We start from the raw sequence: 21,436 nt of genomic DNA on the forward strand, positions 1-21,436 counted from the left end.
CCGATGCATCGATCCTACAAGGAGTCCGAGAAGTTCTAACCAACTCTCCCGCAATTCGCTCTACTTCTGTAGCCCGATCTCCTCTCCCATTCCCAAGCGAGATCCCCACTGTTTTGTCAAATGCTGAGGTTGCCGCATTAACCGTCTTGTTCTCTATACCCAATAAACCCGCGGCTATAGAGAAATGTAGCCAATCTCTCAGGCTAAAACCATTATCCTTCTCCAAGAATTGTATGACATCAAGCACTAAGGATGTCTTGTCAACCGTGATGTTGCTATAGAGTTCGATTTCATATTCTGAGTTGTTGGTCAGAATGGTCATAATAATGCGGTGAAGAATGTCCGAGTATTCTTGGTAGCAGGATAGTTCGCGTAAAGCCCTCCCCGACGAGGTTTGCAGTGCCAGGATTTGCTTTACTTGCTCCAAGATCTCTCGGAAGTTAGTGCCTTTGACAAGGTCTGGTTTGCTTGCTTCGATGAGGCGCAGATCCTCATTTACGGCGTTCCGTAACCAATTGTCGTAGTCTGTTGACGGGGTAATAAATCTGGCACCTTTATTAATGTCCGATAACGTGAAAAGCCCTGGTACAAAATCTCTGTCTACTAGACGATATAACGATATGGCCTTCTCCCCTCTATTAGAGTTTTGATAGCCCAAGATGGAGTCTTGAATGCCACTCCAGCAATTGTCACCGAACTGACAGCATGACTTCGCCAAACAGTTCTTCATCTCGAATGAGTATTTACTTTTCTCCCAGTTGCGATGAAAAATGCCATCATGGATAACCGGAATCACATGTTTTGAGGCAACTAACTGCTGCGTAGAAGCGACAATCGTGTCAAACCAGCTTCGTTCGATTCTCTTTGCCGTTCGAGTAAGAGTAAACTCTGGTGCAACTCCTACATCTGCTCCATACGTATAAAGGCTAATCTGGATTGTATCATTGTCAACAATTATGGTCCGAAATCGCGGCATATAGCTGGACAATAGAACGGTGAGGTTCTTGGGACGGTTTGTCACGGAAAACATATTCTGCAAGACTCGAATGCTGTTTGTAATCTGCTCGCGTGAAGGACTACGGCTCTCAAGCATGTGAAATGGCTCATGTGCACGGGAATAGTCGCAGAAAGGATTTATCAAAACTATCGTTACTCTGACGCCAGAGTTCATTGCACTGAGAAGCGTAGTTCTGACTTCTGATTGGTCGGTAAACTTGTCGAGAGTGTGCCCAGATATCAGCAGGGTTTGTTTCGCGCGTCCCAAGATTTCATTAAGGCTTATAGCGCCCTCGTCTGCTTCAAGGAGCGGAGTTGAGTATTTGATTCCCTTTACAAGATAGGTAAGGTTGTCAGAGTATTTTGACTCGTTGCTGAAATCAACCCACTGTCGATTAGAAAGGAAGCCGGGTATCTCTGCTTCTTTCAATATAAGAGGAATGACTTTTCTTTGTTGTTCTGTGCGGACACACAAATCAATTGCCCGAAGGTACTCTTCCCTTACCCAGTTAGACCTTAATGACTCAGGAGATACGACCATGCACACGGTTCTGCTCTCGTTGAGTCCTTTTTCAATAGCCTCCACAAATAAATCTCCGGGCAACAGCTTGTCTTGATCTATCCAGACTTTGATCCCATTTTGTCTGAGGTCTTCCCACAACTTGTTGACGAAAACTTGATCCCTGGAACTGTAACTCAGGAAGGTATCGAACTTGTAATTATTGTTCATCAGTGCTTCTCCTAAACTCTATCCGTGAAACGGCCCGATGGAGTGATATAGCTGTAGTATGCCGCCAAACAAGTTATTCTAAAGTTTTTCTGGAAATCTCCTTGATCCAAGTCCCCTCCGGGGACATAAACAACGACCAGGGGCCATTATGGGATTATCAGAAGGCATCCACCGCATCCTTGAACGGTTTGGCGATTTCAACCTTCACCACTGTCTTGACCGCAACCTTGATTGGCTGAACGGTCTGGGGAAACGGGCGGTCCGGGAGGTCCGCTTGAAAAGGTCTGTTTTGCCGATTTTAATTTGGTCCCGGGCCATAAAAAACCCCACCTCTCATTCGATCAAGCGGGGTTCTACCAGCCTTCCATCGACTACCTCCTAAATAGGGATTAGGACTGCCAACTTTATCACCGGAAATCTTACTATCCAAAATCCAATTCGTAACTTATACCCAACTAAAACCTTTGTCAAAAGATTTTTTTCCCCTTTAGGGCCTTTATTCTTGATCTAATTTATTGATTTTTTAATTTATTTGGCCGGGAAGTGGCCGTCTTCCGCAACAACCTGGACAGGTAGAGTCGTTGGGATAACGTGTTTTCCTTCCCAGTCCAACTTGACTTTATGGGCCTTGGCTTCGATCAAGGCAAGGCTTGACAAATCAATTAGTTTTCTTGATACTCGGACCATTCATGAGTTACTGGGGCATAGTGATGTCAGAACCACCATGATCTACACCCACACGGTGGAGAGCGTCACGATCAATGAGGCCGAGAGCCCCCTTGATTTCTGAAGTCTGAAAACCTCATTTGATTTTTGGACTTTTCTGCTAAACCGGAATAAAATTTTATGACTATAGAAGAAACCGAAGAGACCGACAAGGAGATGGGAAAAAAATCGGAGGTCTTATGAAACGGCCCTCTAAACAGAAAAATAAGACGGATGAAATGCCCTTGGAAATCATGGCTGAGAAAGCATTGAAGGAGGCGGTAGCTGAGGCCATTGCCGAGCACAAACTGCGAGGCCACCCCATCGTTGTCTGGCGGGATGGGAAGGTGGTTTCCATTCCACCAGAAGAGATAGTTGTTACGGCAAAAAGGGATGAACGGCCGAAAAATACCTTGCTCCGCGTTAAAGAAAGAAGTCAGTCTTACGGTAAGCAAAAAGACAAGCGAAACAATGAGGGAAAGTAATAGGAGTAGAAGAAGTCATTATGGAAGAAATTTTACTCTATTCTTTGCCGGCCTGACCGGGGTGTGTGGCGGCGAAAGAGTTCTTTCGTCAAAAAGGGATTGCCTTTCAGGAATTCGATCTTTCCAAAGACCAAGGGGCCGTAACCCGGATGCTCAGGTTGACCCGGCAGAAGAGGGTGCCGGTCATTCAAAAAGGGGAGAAGTATGTGGTCGGGTTTCATGCCGAGGAACTTGAAAAATTGATAAAACCTATTACCGATCAATATATCCATGTCGTGGCCGGGATTACCGGCACCAAAGGACGGCTTCTGAAGGCCTTAAAGGCGGAGAAGGAGAAGGAAAGGAATTTGTGAGCCCCATGTGAAAATCCGCCTGGATTCCCGTCTGCGCGGGAATGACGAGTTTTTACAAGACCATCAATTATCTCTGCCGATCGTTCACCAAAAAGGCCTTGAGAAAGGCCGAGCGGGCGATGACGATCTCCTCGTTAGTGGGGATGACCAGGATCTTTACCGGACTTCGGTCCGTGCTGATGAACCCGGACAGGCCGTTAATGACCTCTCGATTTTTCTTTTCATCGATTTCCATTCCCAATGAATCCAAGCCTTCCAGCAGGGCGGCCCTGACCTCCGGCGTATTTTCACCGATGCCGCCGGTAAAGATGAGGACGTCCGCTCCCCGTAAAACAAAGAAATAAGCCCCAAGATATTTTCGCAGAGAATGGATGAACATCCGGAAGGCCAGATCGGCCCGGGTATTACCTTGCCCGCGAGCCGAAAGGATCAGACGGAGGTCCCGGCCGATCCCGCTGACGGCGGCCAGGCCGCTTCCGTGATTCAATGTCCTCATGATCTCTTCCAAAGAGGCATGGGTCTTGGCCATGACATAAGGGATGATGGCCGCATCGATCGTCCCCGGACGGGTCCCCATCATCAAACCTTCCATGGGGGTGAAACCCATACTGGTTTCTACTGGACGGCCTTGCTCGAAAGCCATCATGCTGGCCCCGTTGCCCAAATGGGTGGCAATCAGTCTGAGTGTCGAAAGTGGTCTTCCCAGCAGCTTGGAAGCTTCCTGGGTCACATAATCATAGGAGATCCCGTGGAAACCATATCGGCGGACACCATACTTTTCATGCCATTCCAGGGGGAGTGGATAAAGATAGGCCTGTTTCGTCAGCTTTCGAAAAAAGGCGGTGTCAAAATGGGCGATTTGCGGGCAACGGGGAAGCATTCGCCGGCAGGCTTCGATGCAGGCGATATTGGCCGGGAGGTGAAGGGGGGCGAGATCGATCAACCCTTTCATTTGAGCTAAATTTTCATCGCTCACCAAAAGGGGTTCGGTGAATAAATCGCGGCCGTGGACGACTCGGTGTCCGACGGCCCCGATTTCTTCCCGGTTTTTTAGAAAGCCGATTTTCGGGTCCAGAAGGGCGGCAAAAACCAGCTCCAGGGCCTTTTCATGGTTCGGACAATCGCACCTATCCTCCACGACCAAAGCCTTGTCCATGGACTCAAAAAAGCAGGTCGTCCCGGATTCGCCGATTTTTTCGATCCGGCCGGAGTGGAGCAGACGCTCTTCGGGCATTTGTAATAATTTATACTTCAGCGAAGAGCTGCCGCTGTTCAGGACCAGGATGTGCATGGTACTAATAAACCTTAGTGTTCAATTCAGTTGGATAAGACCAATTTTCTTTCAGACCCCTTTCTGGGGTTGCATGTCTGATTTTTCAATACCGGCAACCGGCACAGGGGTTTTCATGGCATCGCGGCGGAACGGTTCACCCAGTTCCTGGTTGGTCATCACCTCAATAAAAGTCGTCTTCTTTTCTTCCATCTGGGCTTTGATGGCCACGTTCAGCTTTTGGGTTAAATCATCCATGGTGACTGCCACAAGGCCCTCGTGCCCGCAGGCACGGGCAATGCCGGCGTAAGAAACATGGCGATCCAATTCGGTCCCCACAAAATTGTCGTGGTACCAAAGCGTCGTGTTCCGTTTCTCGGCCCCCCACTGGTAGTTACGGAAGATGATCATGGTGATGGCCGGCCATTCGTCCCGGCCACAGGCCGTCATTTCGTTCATGGAGATTCCAAAAGCCCCGTCACCGGCAAAACCGACTACCGGCAGGTCGGGCCGCGCGATCTTAGCCCCCAAAATGGCCGGGAACCCATAGCCGCAAGGGCCAAACATTCCCGGGGCCAGATATTTACGGCCTTCCTCGAAAGTCGGATAGGCGTTCCCGATGGCGCAGTTATTCCCGATGTCGGAGGAAATGATGGCTTCCTTGGGCAGAGCCGCAATGATCGCCCGCCAGGCCATCCGGGCCGTCATCTTTTCCGGCTCACGGTTTCTGGCTCTCTCGTTCCAGGTGGTACCGAGATCGTCTTCTTCATGATTCATGGTCGCCAGCTCCTGGGCCCAGTCGGCTTTTAGTTTAGCTATGGTTTTTTTGCGTTCTTCCCGGCCATCATCCCCGGCGGTTGCCGAAAGGTGGCTCAGAATGGCATTGGCGACCTTTTTGGCGTCGCCGACGATGCCCACGGTGACGGGCTTGGTGAGACCGATACGGTCGGGGTTGATATCAACCTGAATGAGAGCCGCAGCGGTCGGCCAGTAGTCGATGCCGTAGCCCGGCAGAGTGGAGAAAGGATTCAGACGGGTACCCAGGGCCAGGACGACGTCGGCTTTGGCGATCAGCTCCATTCCGGCTTTTGACCCGTTATAACCCAGAGGACCGGCGAACAGCGGATGACTGCCGGGGAAAGCATCATTGTGCTGATAGCCGCAGCAAACCGGAGCGTCCAGGCGCTCGGCCAGGGCCACGGAATCCTTGATAGCCCCCCCGATCACCACACCCCCGCCATTCAGGATGACCGGGAATTCGGCCTTGGACAGAAGCGCGGCTGCGCGAGCGATCGCTTCCGCGCCTCCGGCCAAACCCTCGAAATCGACCACGGAGGGAAGTTCGATCTCGATCACCTGGGTCCAGAAGTCCCGGGGTATATTAATCTGGGCCGGAGCGGAGGCACGCTTGGCCTTCATGATGACCCGGTTGAGGACCTCGGCCACACGGGACGGGTGCAGCACTTCTTCCTGATAGGCCACCAGGTCCTTAAAAAGGGCCATCTGCGGGACCTCTTGGAAACCGCCCTGTCCCATGGTCATGTTGGCCGCCTGGGCGGTTACCAGCATCAGCGGGGTATGGTTCCAGTAGGCGGTTTTCACGGGGGTAACAAAGTTGGTGATACCGGGGCCGTTCTGTCCGGCCATCATACATATCCTGCCGGAGGCCCGGGTGAAGCCGTCGGCCATCATCCCGGCGTTCCCTTCATGTCCGCAATCCCAGAAGGTGATACCGGCTTTGGGAAACAAATCCGAAATCGGCATCATCGCCGAACCGATGATACCGAAGACGTTTTCGATGCCGTGCATCTGTAACACTTTAATAAAGGCTTCTTCTGTGGTCATTTTTACTTTTCCCATGGGGTCCTCCATCCTTTCATTCATCCCGTTTATTCGATTTACTTGACAGAGTGTGAGCCACCCTTAATTCCGCCATCGATAAATAACGGCAGGGGGCATTTCAAGGTTTAAGGTTCAAGGTTCAAGGGTTTAGATATAGGTTTTACCTCATACCTTGCACCTTGCACCTTAAACCTTAAACCTGTTTTCGTGTCAGGCCTTCAATAAACTGTTCCACGGCAAAGTTGTACAGGGCCTTATGGTTTTCCCCTTGCAAGAGGGTTGTTTCCATTTTCTTGAATTGGATCAATCCGTGCTGGGTCCCCCAGAGCATAATGGAGGACCTTCTCGGATTCACCTTTCTAAAAATTCCATTCCGGATACCGTCTGTAATGACTACTTCGAGCAGGCGCAGGATCTTATTGCCCAGGTGATCCACCTGAATTTTGTGCTCCGAAGAAAAAATAACCCTGGGGGCCGAGAGAAAGTAATTGATGACGTCGAAATAATCCTTATGGATTTCACTGAAACGATAATAGGCTAAAGCCATCTTTTTTATTCTATTGGGGGGATTTTTTCCTTTTTGGGCGGCCTCCATTATCCCGGAATAGAGCAGGTTCAGTCCTTCTTCCTGCAAGGCAACGTATAGTTCCTCCTTATTCTGGTAATAGGAATAGATGGTGGCTACTCCCAATTCAGCCCGCCTGGCGATTTGATTAACCGTAGTGGCCGGCAGGCCTTTCTCCAGGAGCAAGGTCCTGGCGGCATCCAGGATCTGCTTTTTTCGTTCCAATTTTTCCCGCTGCCGTCTTTCTTTTAAACCCATGGCTTGTAACCTTTTTGTCAAAAAAAAGGGAGTCAACCTTTACGGCTAACTCCCTGAATTTTCTGGCGGGGTCGACGGGACTCGAACCCGCGGCCTCCGGCGTGACAGGCCGGCGTTATAACCGACTTAACTACGACCCCGATCTTAATTTGGTAGGCGGAACAGGATTTGAACCTGTGACCCTCGGCTTGTAAGGCCGATGCTCTCCCGCTGAGCTACCCGCCCAGCATAAATTCAAAACTTATCCTAAAAGCTGTTTCTATGTCAAGAAAAAATTTAGTTGTCATGGGAAATTTTAAACTGTTCCAAATGCATGGCTTCTTTGGATTCCACGGAAATCCTTTTGCCGATCCTTTGTTCCACTTCCTCCATGGCCGGGTGCTCTTCATCCAGCAGCAGACCGGCGATTTCGGGATGAACCTGTAAGGTCAGGTTGTCGCTTTGGATTTCCCAGGCTTCCCGTTCGATCTGGCGGAAGATCTGATAACAAATGGAATTTTTTGATTTAAGCCAACCTTCCCCTTCACAATAAAAACAAGGTTCCCGGAACAGACGGGTCAGATTTTCCCGTGTCCGTTTCCGAGTCATTTCAATTAAACCGAGTTCCGACATCTTAAGGACATTGGTCTTGTTTTTATCCCGCTTCAGGGCTTCTTTGAGGGCGTTAAATACCTTTTCCCGGTCGCCCTTTTTCTCCATGTCGATAAAATCAATAACTACCAGCCCGCCGATATTACGCAGCCGTAACTGGTAAGCGATCTCTTTGACGGCCTCCAGATTGGTCTTTAGAATCGTTTCTTCCAGATTTCTCTTGCCCACATATCGGCCGGTATTGACATCGATGGAGGTTAAGGCTTCGGTGGCCTCAATAACGATATATCCACCGGATTTCAACCAGACCTTTTTGCCTAAGGCCCGGCCAACCTCGACTTCGATCCCATAACCGTCAAAAAGGGGTTCTTTCCCTTCGTATAAATGGACGAGATGTTTCAGTTTAGGCATAAAGGTATCGATAAATTGAAGAATCTGCTCATACTCCGGCCGGGAATCGATTACTAAACGATCCACTTCTTTAGTAAATAGATCCCGGACGGCCCTTAAAGTGATATTCAAATCCCGGTGAATCAGACTGGGAATAGGGGCCCGAGGCATTTTTTGTTGGATATTAGAAAAGAGTTTGATCAAAAAATCCATCTCGGTCTTAATTTTGTCTTTGGGCACCCCCTCGCTGGCGGTTCTGGCAATAAGGCCGAATCCATCTGGTTTGATACTGGTTAAAAACTCCCTGAGTTTTTTACGCTCGTTTTCATCTTCGATCCGGCGGGAAACACCCACATGATCCATGGTGGGCATGAGGACCAAATGGCGGCCAGGCAGGGAGATGTGGGTGGTTATCCGTGCACCCTTTGAACCAAGAGGTTCCCGGACAACCTGGACCAGGAGTTCCTGACCTTCATTGAGCAAGTCCTCAATATTAAAATAGAGCTGATGGGGCATCATTTTTTCTTCGAGTTCGCCGTCCAGTTCCCCCTGGCCATCCTCAAGGTCCTCCTCCTCATCGTCCTTCAGCATGGCCTCGAACTCTTCAAAATTATCCGTAACATCCGTAATATATAAAAAAGCCGCCCGTTCCAGCCCGATGTCGACAAAGGCGGCCTGCATTCCGGGCAGGACCCGGACCACCCTTCCCTTGTAAATATTTCCAGCCAGGCTATACCGATTAGGTCTCTCGACATGGAGTTCGGCCAGGATGTTGTTTTCGATAAGGGCCACCCGGGTCTCATAGGAACGGGTATTAATCAGTAATTCAGTGCTCATATTTATATATTACACCATTACGCTTTAGTTATCAAGTATTGGTTATTCAGGGTAAAAGTTGACAAGAAGGTAAATCGTGATAATATTAAAAAAGGCTAATGAGGCAGAGGAGTGAGGGGCACCACGAAACATGAAAATGGGGTCAGGGGTCAGGGGTCAGGGATTGGGGGTTAAGTAAAAACATAAAACTGACTCCGAAGTTTATTTCCCAGAGGGTACCACGAAGCGTAAAAATTGGAATTAAAAGGGCTTATAGGCAATGGGATTTCGCCGATCCCTGATCACCGATCCCTGATCCCTGAAGGTTATTTTCGAACTAAAGGAGATGGATGCGTTATTATCCTGCATTTCTGGATTTAAAAAATAGGCCTTGTCTGGTGATCGGGGGTGGGCAGGTCGGGGAACGAAAGGTCAAGACCTTGCAATCCTGTGGGGCCAGGGTTTATCTGATCAGCCGGGAACTATCCCCTTATCTTAAGGACGAGGTTGAAGAGGACCGGATCAATCTGCTGGCCCCGTCTTATGATGCCCAATATCTGGAGGATATGTTTCTGGTTATCGGGGCCACCGATGATCCGGATCTCAATAAAAAAATAAGCCGGGAGGCCTTGGAACGCCGGTTGTTATGCAACATTGCCGACGACCCGGAGGCCTGTAACTTTATCCTTCCGTCACTGGTTTCAAGGGGGGATTTAACTATTGCTATTTCCACTGCCGGGAAAAGCCCGGCCCTGGCCAAGAAAATTCGCCGGGATTTGGAAGATCGATTTCCCGAGATCTACGGCCGGTATCTTGAACTGTTGGGGCAAATACGGACTCTGGTCCTGGCGCGCAAAAAGCCCCAGGAGGAAAATCAAAAAATCTTCGAGGCCCTCATTAACGCTCCCTGGATATCCTGGGTGGTGGAAGAGGATTTTGTCCCCTTTTATGATTTATTGGATCGTCTGATCGATCCACCCTTGCCCCGTTCCGTATTGGCCGAAATCATAAACCAATTGTTCCACCGCCACCCGTGAGGACTTATGGCCCTTTTCTTTTTTAAATGCGCTTTAAGCATCTATCTCCTGGGGACCCTGGGATACATTCTATTTATTGTTTTTCAAATTAAATCCATGGCCCGGATTTCTTTTGGGCTCCTCCTTTTGGGATTTTTATCACACACCCTGAGCCTCGGACTCTGGTATGGCCAAACCGGCTATTTCCCGGTCCACACCCTGGGAGAGTCTTTATCGTTTTTCGCCTGGGCGATCATCGGAGTATTCCTTTTATTCCAGATCCGCTTTAATATTCTGGTCCTGGGATCTTTCCTTTCCCCTTTGGCTGCGGTGATGATGATCAGTTCTTCTTTTTTCCCTCACCCAACCGGACCGGCCAATCCTTTATTGCACAACATCTGGTTAATGGTTCACGTGGTGACCATCTTTATCGGTAATGGGGCCTTTGCCATCGCCTTCCTGGCCGGTATCATGTACCTCATCCAGGAACGGCAGATCAAATCCAAACGTTTCGGCCCTTTTTATTATCGTCTTCCTTCCCTGGAGACTCTGGATGCCTTGAATTATAACTGCCTGATTTTGGGATTTCCTCTTTTGACCCTGGGCATGCTCAGTGGATCGATATTCGCCCAATACACCCTGGGTCATTTCTGGCGGTGGGATCCCAAAGAGGTCTGGTCCCTGATTACCTGGTTGCTTTATGCCGCTTTGTTGCACGGCCGTCTGGTGGCCGGATGGCGGGGAAGACGTTCGGCCTTGATTTCTATTGTCGGCTTTCTTGTTTTGACCTTCTCCTTCCTCGGTGTGAATTTTTTGGTCAAAGGATATCACAGCTTTTCGGCCTTTAAGGCCCCGGCTATAGAGGTCCCGGAATCCATCAAGAAATAAAACGGGCCATGAATTAATTTTTTTTAAAGGGTTTAAACTTGGAAATTGTTGTTGTTGGTCTTAATCATAAAACCGCCCCGGTGGAATTGCGGGAACGGTCAACCAGGTTTTTGAATCAAAAGGAGGTCTTTTCTTCTTTTCAAGGGATAACCGGTCTCAAGGAAATCTTGTTATTGACCACCTGCAACCGGGTTGAAATCCTGTTTACTTCGGAAGAACCGGACCAGACTATCCGGGAGCTGATGCACTATTGGTCCGGCGGCATTCTTCAATCCGCTTCTGATGGTCTGCCTGGAAGTTATATTTATCGGGCCGGGGAGGCCGTACAACATCTCTTTCGGGTAGCCTCCAGTCTGGACTCCATGGTTATCGGAGAACCCCAGATCCTGGGCCAGATCAAAGAGGCCTATCGAGAAGCGAGCGACCAGCATCACACCGGGGTCATACTCAACCGTCTCCTGCATAAGACCTTTTCGGTGGCCAAACGGATCCGGACTGAAACCGGGATTGCCAGTCATGCGGTTTCCATCAGTTTTGCCGCGGTCGAACTGGCCAAGAAAATCTTTCAGGATCTGGCTGGAAAAAAGGCGTTATTGATCGGGGCCGGGGAAATGGCCGAACTGGCCGCCGAACACCTCTTGAACAACCGGGTCCGGAAAATTATCGTCGCTAACCGGACTCTGGAGAGGGCCTTGGATCTGGCCGGCAGATGGCAGGGGCAGGCCATCTCCCTGGAGGAAGTTCCTTCGGCCTTGATAGAGACCGATATCGTTATCAGTTCCACTGGGGCGGCCGAGACCATTATCTATTACCCGCAGGTCAAGGCCATCATGAAACAAAGGAAACAAAGACCCCTTTTCTTTATCGATATTGCGGTTCCCAGAGATATCGATCCCAAGATCAACGAGTTGGATAATGTCTATCTGTATGACATCGATGATCTCCAGGGGATCGTAGCTCAAAATATAGCCGAAAGAAAACAGGAGGCCCTGCAGGCCGAACGGATCGTTCAAGAAGAGTCCATTAAATTTCGTTCCTGGTTGAACAGGCTGGAGGTGGCCCCGACTATTATCGCCCTGCGGAAAAAAATGGAAGAAATCCAGCAGGGGGAATGGAAAAAAGGCGGGGTCAGCCTGCAGGGTTTAACCCCTGAACAACGGAAGTCCATGGAGATTATGACCTCTGCCATCATTAACAAGGTCCTTCATGATCCGATCTCTTTTTTAAAACAACCGGGACATGAGAATCTTAAGGATGAGAAAATTGATTGGATTCAAAAAATATTTAATTTAAATAAAGGAATGGGAGAAGATTAAAATGGCCGATATCATTCCTCTTGAAGGACGTTTGCGGAAGCAAAAAGAAGAGGTCCTTTCCAGGGAAAAGAAAAAAAGACTGGATTCTTTCCGGATGGCCATGCAATGCACGGCCTGTCAGCTCAAATGTGCCAAATGCGGCTCTCAATTAGAGGTTCCGAAACCCCAGGTCATCTCTGAGGTTTTACCGTTAAGACTCTGCCAGGGCTGCTGGGAAGAATACACCCTCTATCAACAACTGTCTGCCGGCCTGACTCCGGCAGGAGGGCAGGAATATTACTATAACCAGGCCTGGCTGGGGGTCTGGAAATCCTGGTTGGAGTATCAGAGGCATCTCCAGCACTATCGGAGTTCCGAGGAATTTTTAAGGCTGGTGGAAGAGCTGTCTCAGGACTAAAAAGGGATATCCTCTTCAGGAAAAGGTCCTCCGCCTTGAGGTTCGCCGCCCCCCACATCCTTTCCGCCGAATTCCTTTTCCGAAGGGACCCGTTCTCCGGCCGACCCTAACATCTGCATCGTTTGGGCCAGGATTTCAGTGGTGTACCGTTTGTTTCCGTCCCGGTCCTCCCAGCTTCGAGTTTGTAACTTCCCTTCGATATAAACCGGTTTGCCTTTGGCCAGATACTCGCCGCAAATTTCTCCCAACCTCCCCCAGGCCACAACCCGATGCCACTCGGTACGTTCTTCCTTATTTCCGTCCTTACCCGTCCAAGCCTCCTTAGTGGCCAACCTGAAGTTGGCGACGGCCGTTCCGGTGGCGGTATAGCGCAGTTCCGGATCAGCCCCCAGGTTTCCTATCAAAATGACCTTATTTACTGAAGCCATGGTTTCCCCCTTCCTCAATCTGCCGTAACCGAATCAATTGTCGGGCATCCTACCATATCTCCCCAAAGGGGGCAAGCCTTTATCCGAAATCCAGACAAACAAACTCTGGTTCAAGACCGGGACCTATGATATAATTCAAAAAAATTATTAACGGAGCGGACTTCATGAAGAAAGCCGAACGACCCTGTGTTATGGAAGAACCTTCCCATCAGCCGGATGTTGAGGGGGAATGCAGTCATCCTTTATCATCCCGCCAGGAACTCCCGACCCTTGTTTCCGAACTGGTCGAAAGCTGTCAGGATCAAAAAACGTTTCATCATCTGAACCTGGCCGGATTGCCTTCCCGGGAGGCCGCCCTTGAAATCATTGACAGTTTAAGAAAGGTCCTCTTTCCCGGCTATTTTGGGCCCCGGGAAATGGATGAGATCACCCTTTCTTATCAAATAGGGATTGAAATCAGTGCCCTTTTTGAACTGCTTTCCAGACAGATATCTTTAAGTATCCGGCACGAATGCCGCCGCTATCAGCAGGTTTGCACCTTGTGCGTTGAAAGGGGACAAAAGGAGGCCCTGGTTTTTTTAAAAAAACTCCCCGAATTAAGGAAGGTTTTAGGGGATGATGTGCGGGCCGCCTATCAGGGAGACCCGGCGGCCAAAAGTTATGATGAGATTATTTTCGGCTACCCGAGTATCCTGGCTATCTCCATCTATCGTCTGGCCCACGAGTTGTGGGTCCAGGAGATCCCCTTATTGCCCAGGATGATGACGGAATATGCCCACAGCGTCACCGGTATTGATATCCATCCCGGAGCCAGGATCGGGCGGGACTTTTTTATCGATCATGGGACCGGTGTGGTTATCGGGGAAACCTGTATTATCGGGGACCGGGTCCGGATCTACCAGGGGGTCACCTTAGGGGCTTTAAGTCTGCCCATGGAGGAACAGGGGGAGCTGTTGAGGAAGAGCAAACGGCATCCCACCATTGAAGACAAGGTAACCATTTATTCCGGGGCGACGATCTTGGGCGGTGAGACGGTCATCGGGACCGGTTCGGTCATCGGCGGGAATGTCTGGTTGACCCATTCGGTCCCCCCTGGAACCACGGTGATGATCGAAACGCCGAAATTGAGGTATAGGGAAGAAAATGGTTGAAGCAGGAAGCTCAAAACTGAAAGCTCAAGGCTGAAAGGAAGGGAAGACAGCCCATGATCAGTTCCAATCTTTTTAAATCGTTTGCCCAGGATATCATTTTTGACCTGGAACGGCTTTTCCCCTACGCGGCCCTCCTGGCCACGGAAAGCTTCGGCGAGCGCCTGGCGGTTCAGACGCGGCAGCAACAGGCCGAACTCCTGGATCCGGTGCGGGGGGTGGTCTTGACGGCCTTCAACGGCCGCTATTTTTTAGAGGCCGCTACTTCGGATCTATCCGAAAAAGGTCTTGAAATAATTTCCCGCCAACTTAAAGAAATGGGAAAAGATCAGGGGATTTTTTATGACGGCCCTTTTATCGATCCCGGTCCAAAATTGGAAAAGGACTATTTTGTTTCTGTTGAAAAATACCCTGAGTCCATCCCTTTGAAGGAAAAGATCGGGGCCTGTACGGCCTTAAAAGACCGGCTTCATCAAAAAGATAAGCGTATCGTCCAGGCCACCGGCCAGTATGCCCATGTGCGGAACCGGGAGTTATTCGTCAACCGCCATAAGGTATTATTTCAGGACCTGCGCCGGACCCAGATGGTGGCCATGGTGGTCATGAAGGGGGAGGAGCGATCGGTCCATCTCCATACCGGTCAAGCCCTTCAGGGCGGATTTGAAAAGGCCTTTATCCCTGAGGAAAAGCTGGAACAAATGGTCCGGGATTGCGGGAAAATGCTCGGGGCCCCCCGCCTGCGCCCAGGGACCTATGATTGTGTCTTTTCCCCGGAATTCGCCGGCATCTTCGCCCATGAGGCCTTTGGCCACGGGATGGAAACGGACATGTTTTTAAAAAAGCGGGCCAGAGGTGAGGACTATCTGGATAAGCCGGTGGCTTCACCCCTGGTGAATATGTTTGATTCCCCGGCCCTTCCCGGTCAGGCGGCCTCTTTTTTCTTTGATCATGAAGGGGAACCGGCCAGAGAGACCAGGATCATCGAAAAAGGGATTTTAAAAAGGGGACTGACGGATTTGAATTCGGCCACCCGTTTGGGCCTGGAGCGATCGGCCAACGGCCGCCGGGAATCTTTTGAGAGAAAGGTCTACGCCCGGATGACCAATACCTGTTTCGGGCCCGGGAAACATTCCTTTGAACAAATGGTGGGCTCTATTGCGGAGGGATTCTTTCTGGATCATCCGTCCAATGGTATGGAAGATCCCAAAGGCTGGGGTATCCAATTGGAGGGCTATTACGCCGAAGAAATAAAAAACGGGCAATTGACCGGCCGGGTCTTTACGCCGGTTATCATTACCGGCGATGTCCCGGATCTGCTTCAGTCCATCTCCATGGTGGGGAATTCCCTCGAAATCAGCGGCCTGGGCCTGTGCGGCAAAGGCCATAAGGAATGGGTCAAGGTGACAGACGGCGGCCCCTATCTTAAATTAAAGGCCCGTTTGGCCTGATATGAAAATAACCTTCAGGGATCAGAGATCGGGGGTCTGGGGTCGGTGAAGAGAAAGTTGCCTGTTTCAAGTTGCAAGATGCAAGTTTCAAGCATGAAAAACCCCACTCCCATAGGACCTCTGTAGGGGTGGGTTTTAAACCCGCCCTTACGGCCCATTTTCATGATTCGTTGTGGCCCTTGAGCATGAAGGTTTTAAATGGGAGGACCGCAAAGACGGTCATTATTCGCTGTAATTTTTTATCAGGCGGGAACCCAGGAAAAAAAACAGGGCGGCATAGGCGGCCAGGACCAAAAGGGACAGCCAACCCTGGCCGTCGAGGGCCGATTTTCTGATCAGGATGTTGGTATGGGTCAGGGGCAGGCAGAGGATGATGCCCTTAAGCAGGTTGGGCATCCGGTCGATAGGGAAAAAAGTGCCGCTGAAAAAGACCATGGGCAGGATAAAAAAATTGGCATAAGTGGAAGTGTCCTCATGGCTCTTGGTGATCATCCCCACAATGACGCCTAAATTGGAAAACAAAAAACAATTCAGTAGCAGGGTGATTACGAAAAGAAAAGAGAGATGAAAACCGGCATCGGCCAGGAGTCCCACCAGGATAATCATCAGAGAAGCGAAAAGGCCCCGAACCATACCGGAAAGGACATAACCGCCCATAATAGAGGTGGGAGCAATCGGGGCCTGGACCAGGACCTGAAAGGTTTTGAAATAGAGGCGGCTCAGATTCAGACCGCTGGCCACCCAGTTATAGGAATTGTTCATGGAACTCATGGCCACCAGACCGGGCAGGAGAAAATTCAAATAACTTCCTGTTGAAAGTTGTATACTACGGCCCAGGCCCAATCCAAAGGCCAACAGATAAAGTAGAGGGACCATCATGGAGGTAAAGATATATCCCAGGCGGAAAAGCTTCTTTTTAAATTGCAGCATCTCCCTGAGAAAGATCGGATACCAGTTCATGGAATCACGCAAAATATCATTGATAGGTTTATCCAGCGTTTCCTCCGTTACGAGTGTGGCAGATCGTTACTGGTTACTGGTTAAAACGAGTAACGAGTAACCAGTACCCGCTTCATTTCATAATCTTTTCTCCCGTCAGCCTGACAAAGACATCTTCCAGGTTGGCCTTTCGGAGGGTCATCTCGCTATCGGCCTCGTTCAGCCGGCAGCGGGCATCTTCCCGGCTCCGGCACATCTGATAACCCTTGCTGCCGTCCTGATTCAAGTATTCGACCACGTATTCCCCAACCAGCTTTTTGAGGTTCTCCGGCATATCCAGGGCAATCAGTTTTCCTTTGGCCAGGATGCCCACCCGGTCGCTCAAGGCTTCGGCTTCCTCGATATAATGGGTGGTCAGGAGGACGGTCCCGCCCTGGGTCCTGATCCTCCGGATCCTGTTCCAGATCTCCCGGCGGACTTGCGGATCCAAACCAATGGTCGGTTCGTCCAGAAAGAGGATTTGAGGGTTCCCCAGCACGGCCCGGGCAATGAGCAGCCGCCTTTGCATGCCTCCGGAAAAGGCCTGGACCATATCATTACGTCTCTCCCAGAGATCCAGGGACCGGAGGTGTTCCTCGATTTGTTTGGTGAGGTCCGGGATGTGATGGAGCAGTCCATAGATTTTAAGATTCTCATAGGCCGTCAGATCCCGGTCGAGGTTGTTTTCCTGGGGGACTACCCCGATCCGTTGCTTGATGGCCAGGGGATTTCGGACCACATCAAACCCGTCCAACAGTGCCCGGCCGGAAGTCGGTTTAACCAGGGTATTTAATATCTTGATAGTGGTGGTCTTCCCGGCCCCATTAGGACCCAAAAGACCGAAGATTTCCCCTTTATGGATCTTAAGGGACAAGGAGGCGAGGGCCGTGACTTTCCCATAATTTTTAGTCAGGTTTTCAATGGTGATCATTCAACTGATCTTCCGGCGTTTCAATAAGCGGACTATTCGGTTTTTGACAATTTAGTCTTGACATTCAATAAGTTACTCGTTATAAAGGTATTCTATTCGAATCGTCTTGTCAAGCAATTTTAAAGGATAGGGGAGTGGGTACATTACGGCAATCCATTATCTTTCTTTTAAAGGACCAGGAACTCACGGCCAAGGAGATTTCCCAGGCCGTGGGGATCCGGGAAAAGGAGGTCTATGAGCACTTGGCCCACATCGCCCGGTCCAAAATCCCGGAGGGAAAATTTCTGGTTCAGCCGGCGGTTTGCCGAAAATGCGGGTTTGTCTTTAAAAAGAGGGACCGCCTGACCCCTCCCAGCAGATGTTTCCTTTGCCGGGGGGAATCCATCACCCCGCCCAGTTATACGATCCGGATGGATCCTGCGAAAGGGATGACGGACAAGGAACAAATGACGGCGGAAGAGGGTTGAAGGGTTTTATCCAGTATCAAGTATCCAGCATTTTTTTTACTGACGCTACTATTCCAGCCATGACCGGTCCGGCCTGACCATGGATGACCAGGTCGGCTATCCCGTCCAAGGGGGTTGAATCCCGATTAACGATCACCAGACGGGCCTTGTTCCTTTTGGCTGTCTGGGGCAGGGAAGCGGCCGGCTGGACCGCCAGGGAAGAGCCGATGACCATAAATAGATCGGCCAGGGCCGCCCTCTCAAAGGCCTCCTGGGTTTCCTTTTCCGGCATGGATTGGCCGAAAGAGATGGTGGCTGGTTTCAAGATCCCGCCGCAGTCATCGCAGTAAGGGACTTTAATGCCTTTTTGTAAACGCCCCTGGATTTCATCCCGGTCATACTTTTTTTTGCAGGAAAGGCAATAGACAAAGAGGGCCGTTCCATGGAGTTCGATCACCTTTTCCGGGCTGTTGCCGGCCTTGAAATGGAGGCCGTCGATGTTCTGGGTGATGACCCGGTCAAGCCGGCCCAGTCTCTCTAATTCGGCAATGGCCAGATGGGCCGGGTTGGGTTGGGCCTCCCTGATCGTTGCATACATTTCCGTGGCCATCTGCCAGTATTTCTGGCGGGATTGTTCACAGGCAACAAAATTCTGAAAATAGAAATCTTCCGGATTATAGCGGTCCCAGATCCCACCCGGGCTGCGAAAGTCGGGGATACCCGATTCGGTACTTAAGCCCGCTCCGACAAAGACAATAAGCTTTTTGGAATCTATAATCCATTGGGCGGCTTGAGAAATAAGGTGTTCCATATCAGGTCCTTCCTCATATTTTTGTTGAGAAATTAACGACTTTTTGCCATTATAAGAAATATCGATCCGAAAAACCAGCCTATTTAACATGAAAATAAAGTTTCAAGATGCAAGATGCAAGTTTCAAATATGAAAAACCTTTTGAACCCTGAGCCCTGAACCTATTTTCATGCTTCGCGGGTGCCCCGCGGGGCATGGGGTTTAATAAAATATTTCTGAGGAGTTTTTACCATGTCCAATAATGCCCCGGTTTCTTCCCATTTTATCAAAGAGATCATTTTAGAGGATTTAAAAAATAATAAAAATCAGGGCCGGGTCCATACCCGTTTTCCACCCGAACCCAACGGTTATCTCCATATCGGCCATGCCAAGTCCATCTGTCTCAACTTCGGGTTGGCCAAAGAATTCGGGGGGTATTGCAATCTACGTTTTGACGACACCAATCCCACCAAAGAGGAAGTGGAATATGTGGACTCGATTAAAGAGGATGTACGCTGGTTGGGATTCAGTTGGGATGATCGGGAATTCTATGCCTCGGATTATTTTGATCACCTTTATGAATTTGCCCTGCAGTTAATCGAAAAAGGCCAGGCCTATGTCTGTGACCTGAGCCCCGATGAGGTCCGCAAATACCGGGGAACGTTGACCGAGCCGGGCAAGGAAAGTCCCTTTCGAAATCGCTCCAGAGAGGAAAACCTGGATTTATTTACCCGCATGCGGGCTGGTGAATTTGATGAAGGGACTCGAACCTTACGGGCCAAGGTCGATATGTCCCACCCGAATATCAATATGCGGGATCCGGTCATGTACCGGATTTTGAAGGCCAGCCATCATCGGACCGGGGATAAATGGTGTATCTATCCCAGTTATGATTACGCCCACGGACAGAGCGATTCCCTGGAAGGCATCACGCACTCGATCTGCACCCTGGAGTTTGAAGACCATCGACCGCTCTATGACTGGTTTTTGGAGGCCCTGGAGATTCACCATCCGCGGCAGATCGAATTCGCCCGTTTAAATCTGACCTATACGGTCATGAGCAAGCGCAAGCTTTTAAAACTGGTCCAGGAAGGGCTTGTTTCCGGCTGGGACGACCCCCGGATGCCGACGATTTCCGGTTTGCGCCGGCGGGGCTATACTCCGGAATCGCTGCGAAATTTTTGTGATCGGATCGGGGTGGCCAAGAGCAACAGCGTGGTGGATATCGCCCTGCTGGAGCACTGCCTGCGGGAGGACCTGAATAAGCGGGCACAGCGGGTCATGGCGGTACTGCGGCCCCTCAAGGTGGTCATAGACAATTATCCTGAGGATCAGGTAGAAGAACTCGAGGCCGTTAATAATCCGGAAGATCCCGCTATGGGGACCAGGATGGTGCCTTTTTCCAAGGTCCTTTACATTGAAGCCGATGATTTCAGGGAAGACCCGCCCAAAAAATTCTTCCGTCTGGCTCCGGGCCGGGAGGTTCGTTTGCGGTATGGCTATTTTATTACCTGCGTCGGTGTGGTTAGGGATGAACAGACCGGAGAGGTCACCGAACTCCATTGCACCTATGATCCGGCCACCCGCGGGGGGGATTCACCGGACGGTCGCAAAGTCAAGGCGACTTTACACTGGGTATCGGCCGCCCGGGCGGTTGAGGCCGAAGTTCGTTTATACGAGCACCTGTTCCTGAAGTCCGATCCTGAAGATGTGGAGGAGGGAGATTTTACCAGGGTCTTGAATCCTAATTCTTTGGTCACCTTGACCGCCAGCAAGTTGGAACCCGCTCTGGCCGGGGCCGCTCCGGGGATGCTTTTTCAGTTCGAAAGGCAGGGGTATTTTTGTGTCGATCCCGTGGAGATGAAGGCCGGCAGATTGGTCTTCAACCGTACGGTGCCTTTAAAGGATTCCTGGGCCAAGATTGAGAAGGGGGAGAAAAGTTAGATTCTAATCGCCTCAACCCGCAGTCGCTCGATCTCCCGAAGGAAGTCCCGCACAGTTACGATCTTTATCGAAGAGACCTCCTTGGGGAAATGTTTTTTGTTTTTGGTCACCAGTAAGGCCGCATGGCCGGCCAGGGCGGCGGAAATAAACTTTTCATCATCCCCGTCCTTACACAACCCGCTGGCCGCTGCCGGTCTGACTTTAACGGCCTTTTCAAAAACAAGTTCGAGTAATTCCTCGCTCTGGGACGCGGGAATGGCGTTATCGAAGAGATGAAGGACTCGGACATATTCATCAAACACCCCCGGTGTGACAACGAGATGAAACTCTCCGTCCCGGAAGGCTTGAATGATTTTTGCCGCGCCGCCCTCGGCATTGAGCAACCCGGCCAGGAAAATGTTGGTATCTATAACCGCCCTCAACGGGCCGCCTTCTTCCGGGCGGTCTTGACGGCCTCATCGATCTTCTTTGCGGTTATACCAGCCCTTTTCGCCGTTTCCCTTACACTCCCGAGGGTTTCGTCGAATTTCCGCGCCCAATCTACGGTTTTATCGGAAACCCGTTTCGGAGTCATGATGATCTGTCCGGTCTCATAGGATACCTCGATGAAATCGCCCTGCTCGATATGGGCCTTCCTGCGGATATCGGCAGGGATTGTCACCTGAGCGAACCGCTTTACTTTTACCAATGACATAGACCCTCCTC

22 protein-coding genes and 2 tRNA genes are annotated in these 21,436 nt (G+C 50.4%); 11 read left to right on the forward strand and 13 right to left on the reverse strand.

All coding sequences use genetic code 11. From position 1 onward, the window contains the following. Positions 1–1,726: TIR domain-containing protein (locus HY879_16640; GenBank protein MBI5604969.1), on the reverse strand; the 1,726-nt coding region annotated here is incomplete at its 3' end. A 148-nt stretch (positions 1,727–1,874) separates the two neighbouring features. On the opposite strand from HY879_16640, the gene HY879_16645 reads away from it, so the two are divergent. The 3 genes from HY879_16645 (at position 1,875) to HY879_16655 (ending at position 3,269) form a co-directional block, all read left to right on the forward strand. Continuing rightward, complete coding sequence (locus HY879_16645; GenBank protein MBI5604970.1) at positions 1,875–2,108, forward strand: hypothetical protein; 234 nt, start codon at positions 1,875–1,877, stop codon at positions 2,106–2,108. A gap of 523 nt (positions 2,109–2,631) precedes the next feature. After that, entirely contained in the window at positions 2,632–2,916 is a 285-nt protein-coding gene (locus HY879_16650) for a hypothetical protein (GenBank protein ID MBI5604971.1), read from the forward strand. A 65-nt stretch (positions 2,917–2,981) separates the two neighbouring features. Then, positions 2,982–3,269 carry a glutaredoxin family protein gene (locus HY879_16655; GenBank protein ID MBI5604972.1) on the forward strand — a complete coding sequence of 96 codons (288 nt, stop codon included), beginning with the start codon at positions 2,982–2,984 and terminating at the stop codon, positions 3,267–3,269. Positions 3,270–3,336: 67 nt separating this feature from the next. On the opposite strand, the gene HY879_16660 is transcribed toward HY879_16655, so the two are convergent. The 6 genes from HY879_16660 to HY879_16685 all read right to left on the reverse strand — a co-directional run bounded on the left by HY879_16660 (position 3,337) and on the right by HY879_16685 (position 9,022). Continuing rightward, positions 3,337–4,560 carry an acetate kinase gene (locus tag HY879_16660; GenBank protein ID MBI5604973.1) on the reverse strand — a complete coding sequence of 408 codons (1,224 nt, stop codon included), beginning with the start codon at positions 4,558–4,560 and terminating at the stop codon, positions 3,337–3,339. Positions 4,561–4,611: 51 nt separating this feature from the next. After that, a complete protein-coding gene (gene xsc / locus HY879_16665) occupies positions 4,612–6,399 on the reverse strand; it encodes a sulfoacetaldehyde acetyltransferase (protein MBI5604974.1) in 1,788 nt (595 codons plus the stop codon). A 175-nt stretch (positions 6,400–6,574) separates the two neighbouring features. Next, positions 6,575–7,204, reverse strand: coding sequence for a TetR/AcrR family transcriptional regulator (locus HY879_16670; protein ID MBI5604975.1), 630 nt, complete (start codon positions 7,202–7,204; stop codon positions 6,575–6,577). 63 nt (positions 7,205–7,267) lie between these two features. Continuing rightward, positions 7,268–7,344: transfer RNA gene (locus HY879_16675), tRNA-Asp, on the reverse strand. 10 nt (positions 7,345–7,354) lie between these two features. Beyond that, positions 7,355–7,429, reverse strand: a tRNA-Val gene (locus tag HY879_16680). A gap of 51 nt (positions 7,430–7,480) precedes the next feature. After that, a complete protein-coding gene (locus HY879_16685) occupies positions 7,481–9,022 on the reverse strand; it encodes an Rne/Rng family ribonuclease (GenBank protein ID MBI5604976.1) in 1,542 nt (513 codons plus the stop codon). Positions 9,023–9,351: 329 nt separating this feature from the next. Between HY879_16685 and HY879_16690 the strand changes: the two genes are divergently transcribed. Genes HY879_16690 through HY879_16705 form a run of 4 tightly spaced genes read left to right on the forward strand, consistent with a single transcriptional unit; the run spans position 9,352 to position 12,618 of the window. Next, positions 9,352–10,038: a bifunctional precorrin-2 dehydrogenase/sirohydrochlorin ferrochelatase gene (locus HY879_16690; GenBank protein ID MBI5604977.1), complete on the forward strand. Its 687-nt coding sequence runs from the start codon at positions 9,352–9,354 to the stop codon at positions 10,036–10,038. 6 nt (positions 10,039–10,044) lie between these two features. Then, complete coding sequence (gene ccsB, locus HY879_16695; GenBank protein ID MBI5604978.1) at positions 10,045–10,905, forward strand: c-type cytochrome biogenesis protein CcsB; 861 nt, start codon at positions 10,045–10,047, stop codon at positions 10,903–10,905. Between the two features lie 38 nt (positions 10,906–10,943). Further along, entirely contained in the window at positions 10,944–12,221 is a 1,278-nt protein-coding gene (locus tag HY879_16700; protein ID MBI5604979.1) for a glutamyl-tRNA reductase, read from the forward strand. Position 12,222: 1 nt separating this feature from the next. Beyond that, complete coding sequence (locus HY879_16705; GenBank protein MBI5604980.1) at positions 12,223–12,618, forward strand: hypothetical protein; 396 nt, start codon at positions 12,223–12,225, stop codon at positions 12,616–12,618. Here the strand turns inward: HY879_16705 and HY879_16710 are convergent. Continuing rightward, a complete protein-coding gene (locus HY879_16710) occupies positions 12,615–13,046 on the reverse strand; it encodes a single-stranded DNA-binding protein (protein MBI5604981.1) in 432 nt (143 codons plus the stop codon). The two genes, HY879_16705 and HY879_16710, sit on opposite strands and share 4 nt — an antisense overlap. 191 nt (positions 13,047–13,237) lie before the next feature. Here HY879_16710 and HY879_16715 point away from each other — a divergent pair, with 191 nt between their 5' ends. Both HY879_16715 and HY879_16720 read left to right on the forward strand, forming a co-directional pair. Continuing rightward, entirely contained in the window at positions 13,238–14,197 is a 960-nt protein-coding gene (locus HY879_16715; protein ID MBI5604982.1) for a serine acetyltransferase, read from the forward strand. A 53-nt stretch (positions 14,198–14,250) separates the two neighbouring features. Further along, positions 14,251–15,642: a TldD/PmbA family protein gene (locus tag HY879_16720; GenBank protein MBI5604983.1), complete on the forward strand. Its 1,392-nt coding sequence runs from the start codon at positions 14,251–14,253 to the stop codon at positions 15,640–15,642. Positions 15,643–15,864: 222 nt separating this feature from the next. On the opposite strand, the gene HY879_16725 is transcribed toward HY879_16720, so the two are convergent. Further along, positions 15,865–16,602: an ABC transporter permease gene (locus tag HY879_16725; protein MBI5604984.1), complete on the reverse strand. Its 738-nt coding sequence runs from the start codon at positions 16,600–16,602 to the stop codon at positions 15,865–15,867. Positions 16,603–16,714: 112 nt separating this feature from the next. Continuing rightward, a complete protein-coding gene (locus HY879_16730; protein ID MBI5604985.1) occupies positions 16,715–17,551 on the reverse strand; it encodes an ABC transporter ATP-binding protein in 837 nt (278 codons plus the stop codon). Positions 17,552–17,667: 116 nt separating this feature from the next. On the opposite strand from HY879_16730, the gene HY879_16735 reads away from it, so the two are divergent. Next, positions 17,668–18,018 (forward strand): ArsR family transcriptional regulator, encoded by a 351-nt coding sequence (locus HY879_16735; protein MBI5604986.1) that lies wholly within the window; start codon positions 17,668–17,670, stop codon positions 18,016–18,018. Positions 18,019–18,034: 16 nt separating this feature from the next. On the opposite strand, the gene HY879_16740 is transcribed toward HY879_16735, so the two are convergent. Next, positions 18,035–18,808, reverse strand: coding sequence for a Sir2 family NAD-dependent protein deacetylase (locus tag HY879_16740; protein ID MBI5604987.1), 774 nt, complete (start codon positions 18,806–18,808; stop codon positions 18,035–18,037). 231 nt (positions 18,809–19,039) lie between these two features. On the opposite strand from HY879_16740, the gene HY879_16745 reads away from it, so the two are divergent. Next, positions 19,040–20,731 carry a glutamine--tRNA ligase/YqeY domain fusion protein gene (locus HY879_16745; protein ID MBI5604988.1) on the forward strand — a complete coding sequence of 564 codons (1,692 nt, stop codon included), beginning with the start codon at positions 19,040–19,042 and terminating at the stop codon, positions 20,729–20,731. On the opposite strand, the gene HY879_16750 is transcribed toward HY879_16745, so the two are convergent. Continuing rightward, complete coding sequence (locus tag HY879_16750; protein ID MBI5604989.1) at positions 20,728–21,153, reverse strand: putative toxin-antitoxin system toxin component, PIN family; 426 nt, start codon at positions 21,151–21,153, stop codon at positions 20,728–20,730. The two genes, HY879_16745 and HY879_16750, sit on opposite strands and share 4 nt — an antisense overlap. After that, positions 21,150–21,425, reverse strand: a complete 276-nt coding sequence (locus HY879_16755; GenBank protein ID MBI5604990.1) for an AbrB/MazE/SpoVT family DNA-binding domain-containing protein — start codon at positions 21,423–21,425, stop codon at positions 21,150–21,152. Before HY879_16755 ends, HY879_16750 begins: the two co-directional genes overlap by 4 nt. Positions 21,426–21,436 lie beyond the last annotated feature (11 nt).

Source organism: Deltaproteobacteria bacterium (assembly GCA_016219225.1).
Taxonomy (GTDB): Bacteria; Desulfobacterota; RBG-13-43-22; order RBG-13-43-22; family RBG-13-43-22; genus RBG-13-43-22.

Excerpts from the sequence above, each read along its gene's own strand:
- HY879_16705 (MBI5604980.1), top strand. The coding sequence starts at position 12,223 with ATGGCCGATATCATTCCTCTTGAAGGACGTTTGCGGAAGCAAAAAGAA.
- xsc (MBI5604974.1), bottom strand. The coding sequence starts at position 6,399 with ATGGGAAAAGTAAAAATGACCACAGAAGAAGCCTTTATTAAAGTGTTA.
- HY879_16650 (MBI5604971.1), top strand. The coding sequence starts at position 2,632 with ATGAAACGGCCCTCTAAACAGAAAAATAAGACGGATGAAATGCCCTTG.
- ccsB (MBI5604978.1), top strand. The coding sequence starts at position 10,045 with ATGGCCCTTTTCTTTTTTAAATGCGCTTTAAGCATCTATCTCCTGGGG.
- HY879_16670 (MBI5604975.1), bottom strand. The coding sequence starts at position 7,204 with ATGGGTTTAAAAGAAAGACGGCAGCGGGAAAAATTGGAACGAAAAAAG.
- HY879_16715 (MBI5604982.1), top strand. The coding sequence starts at position 13,238 with ATGGAAGAACCTTCCCATCAGCCGGATGTTGAGGGGGAATGCAGTCAT.
- HY879_16730 (MBI5604985.1), bottom strand. The coding sequence starts at position 17,551 with ATGATCACCATTGAAAACCTGACTAAAAATTATGGGAAAGTCACGGCC.
- HY879_16740 (MBI5604987.1), bottom strand. The coding sequence starts at position 18,808 with ATGGAACACCTTATTTCTCAAGCCGCCCAATGGATTATAGATTCCAAA.
- HY879_16645 (MBI5604970.1), top strand. The coding sequence starts at position 1,875 with ATGGGATTATCAGAAGGCATCCACCGCATCCTTGAACGGTTTGGCGAT.
- HY879_16720 (MBI5604983.1), top strand. The coding sequence starts at position 14,251 with ATGATCAGTTCCAATCTTTTTAAATCGTTTGCCCAGGATATCATTTTT.
- HY879_16755 (MBI5604990.1), bottom strand. The coding sequence starts at position 21,425 with ATGTCATTGGTAAAAGTAAAGCGGTTCGCTCAGGTGACAATCCCTGCC.
- HY879_16690 (MBI5604977.1), top strand. The coding sequence starts at position 9,352 with ATGCGTTATTATCCTGCATTTCTGGATTTAAAAAATAGGCCTTGTCTG.
- HY879_16660 (MBI5604973.1), bottom strand. The coding sequence starts at position 4,560 with ATGCACATCCTGGTCCTGAACAGCGGCAGCTCTTCGCTGAAGTATAAA.
- HY879_16725 (MBI5604984.1), bottom strand. The coding sequence starts at position 16,602 with ATGAACTGGTATCCGATCTTTCTCAGGGAGATGCTGCAATTTAAAAAG.
- HY879_16745 (MBI5604988.1), top strand. The coding sequence starts at position 19,040 with ATGTCCAATAATGCCCCGGTTTCTTCCCATTTTATCAAAGAGATCATT.
- HY879_16685 (MBI5604976.1), bottom strand. The coding sequence starts at position 9,022 with ATGAGCACTGAATTACTGATTAATACCCGTTCCTATGAGACCCGGGTG.
- HY879_16710 (MBI5604981.1), bottom strand. The coding sequence starts at position 13,046 with ATGGCTTCAGTAAATAAGGTCATTTTGATAGGAAACCTGGGGGCTGAT.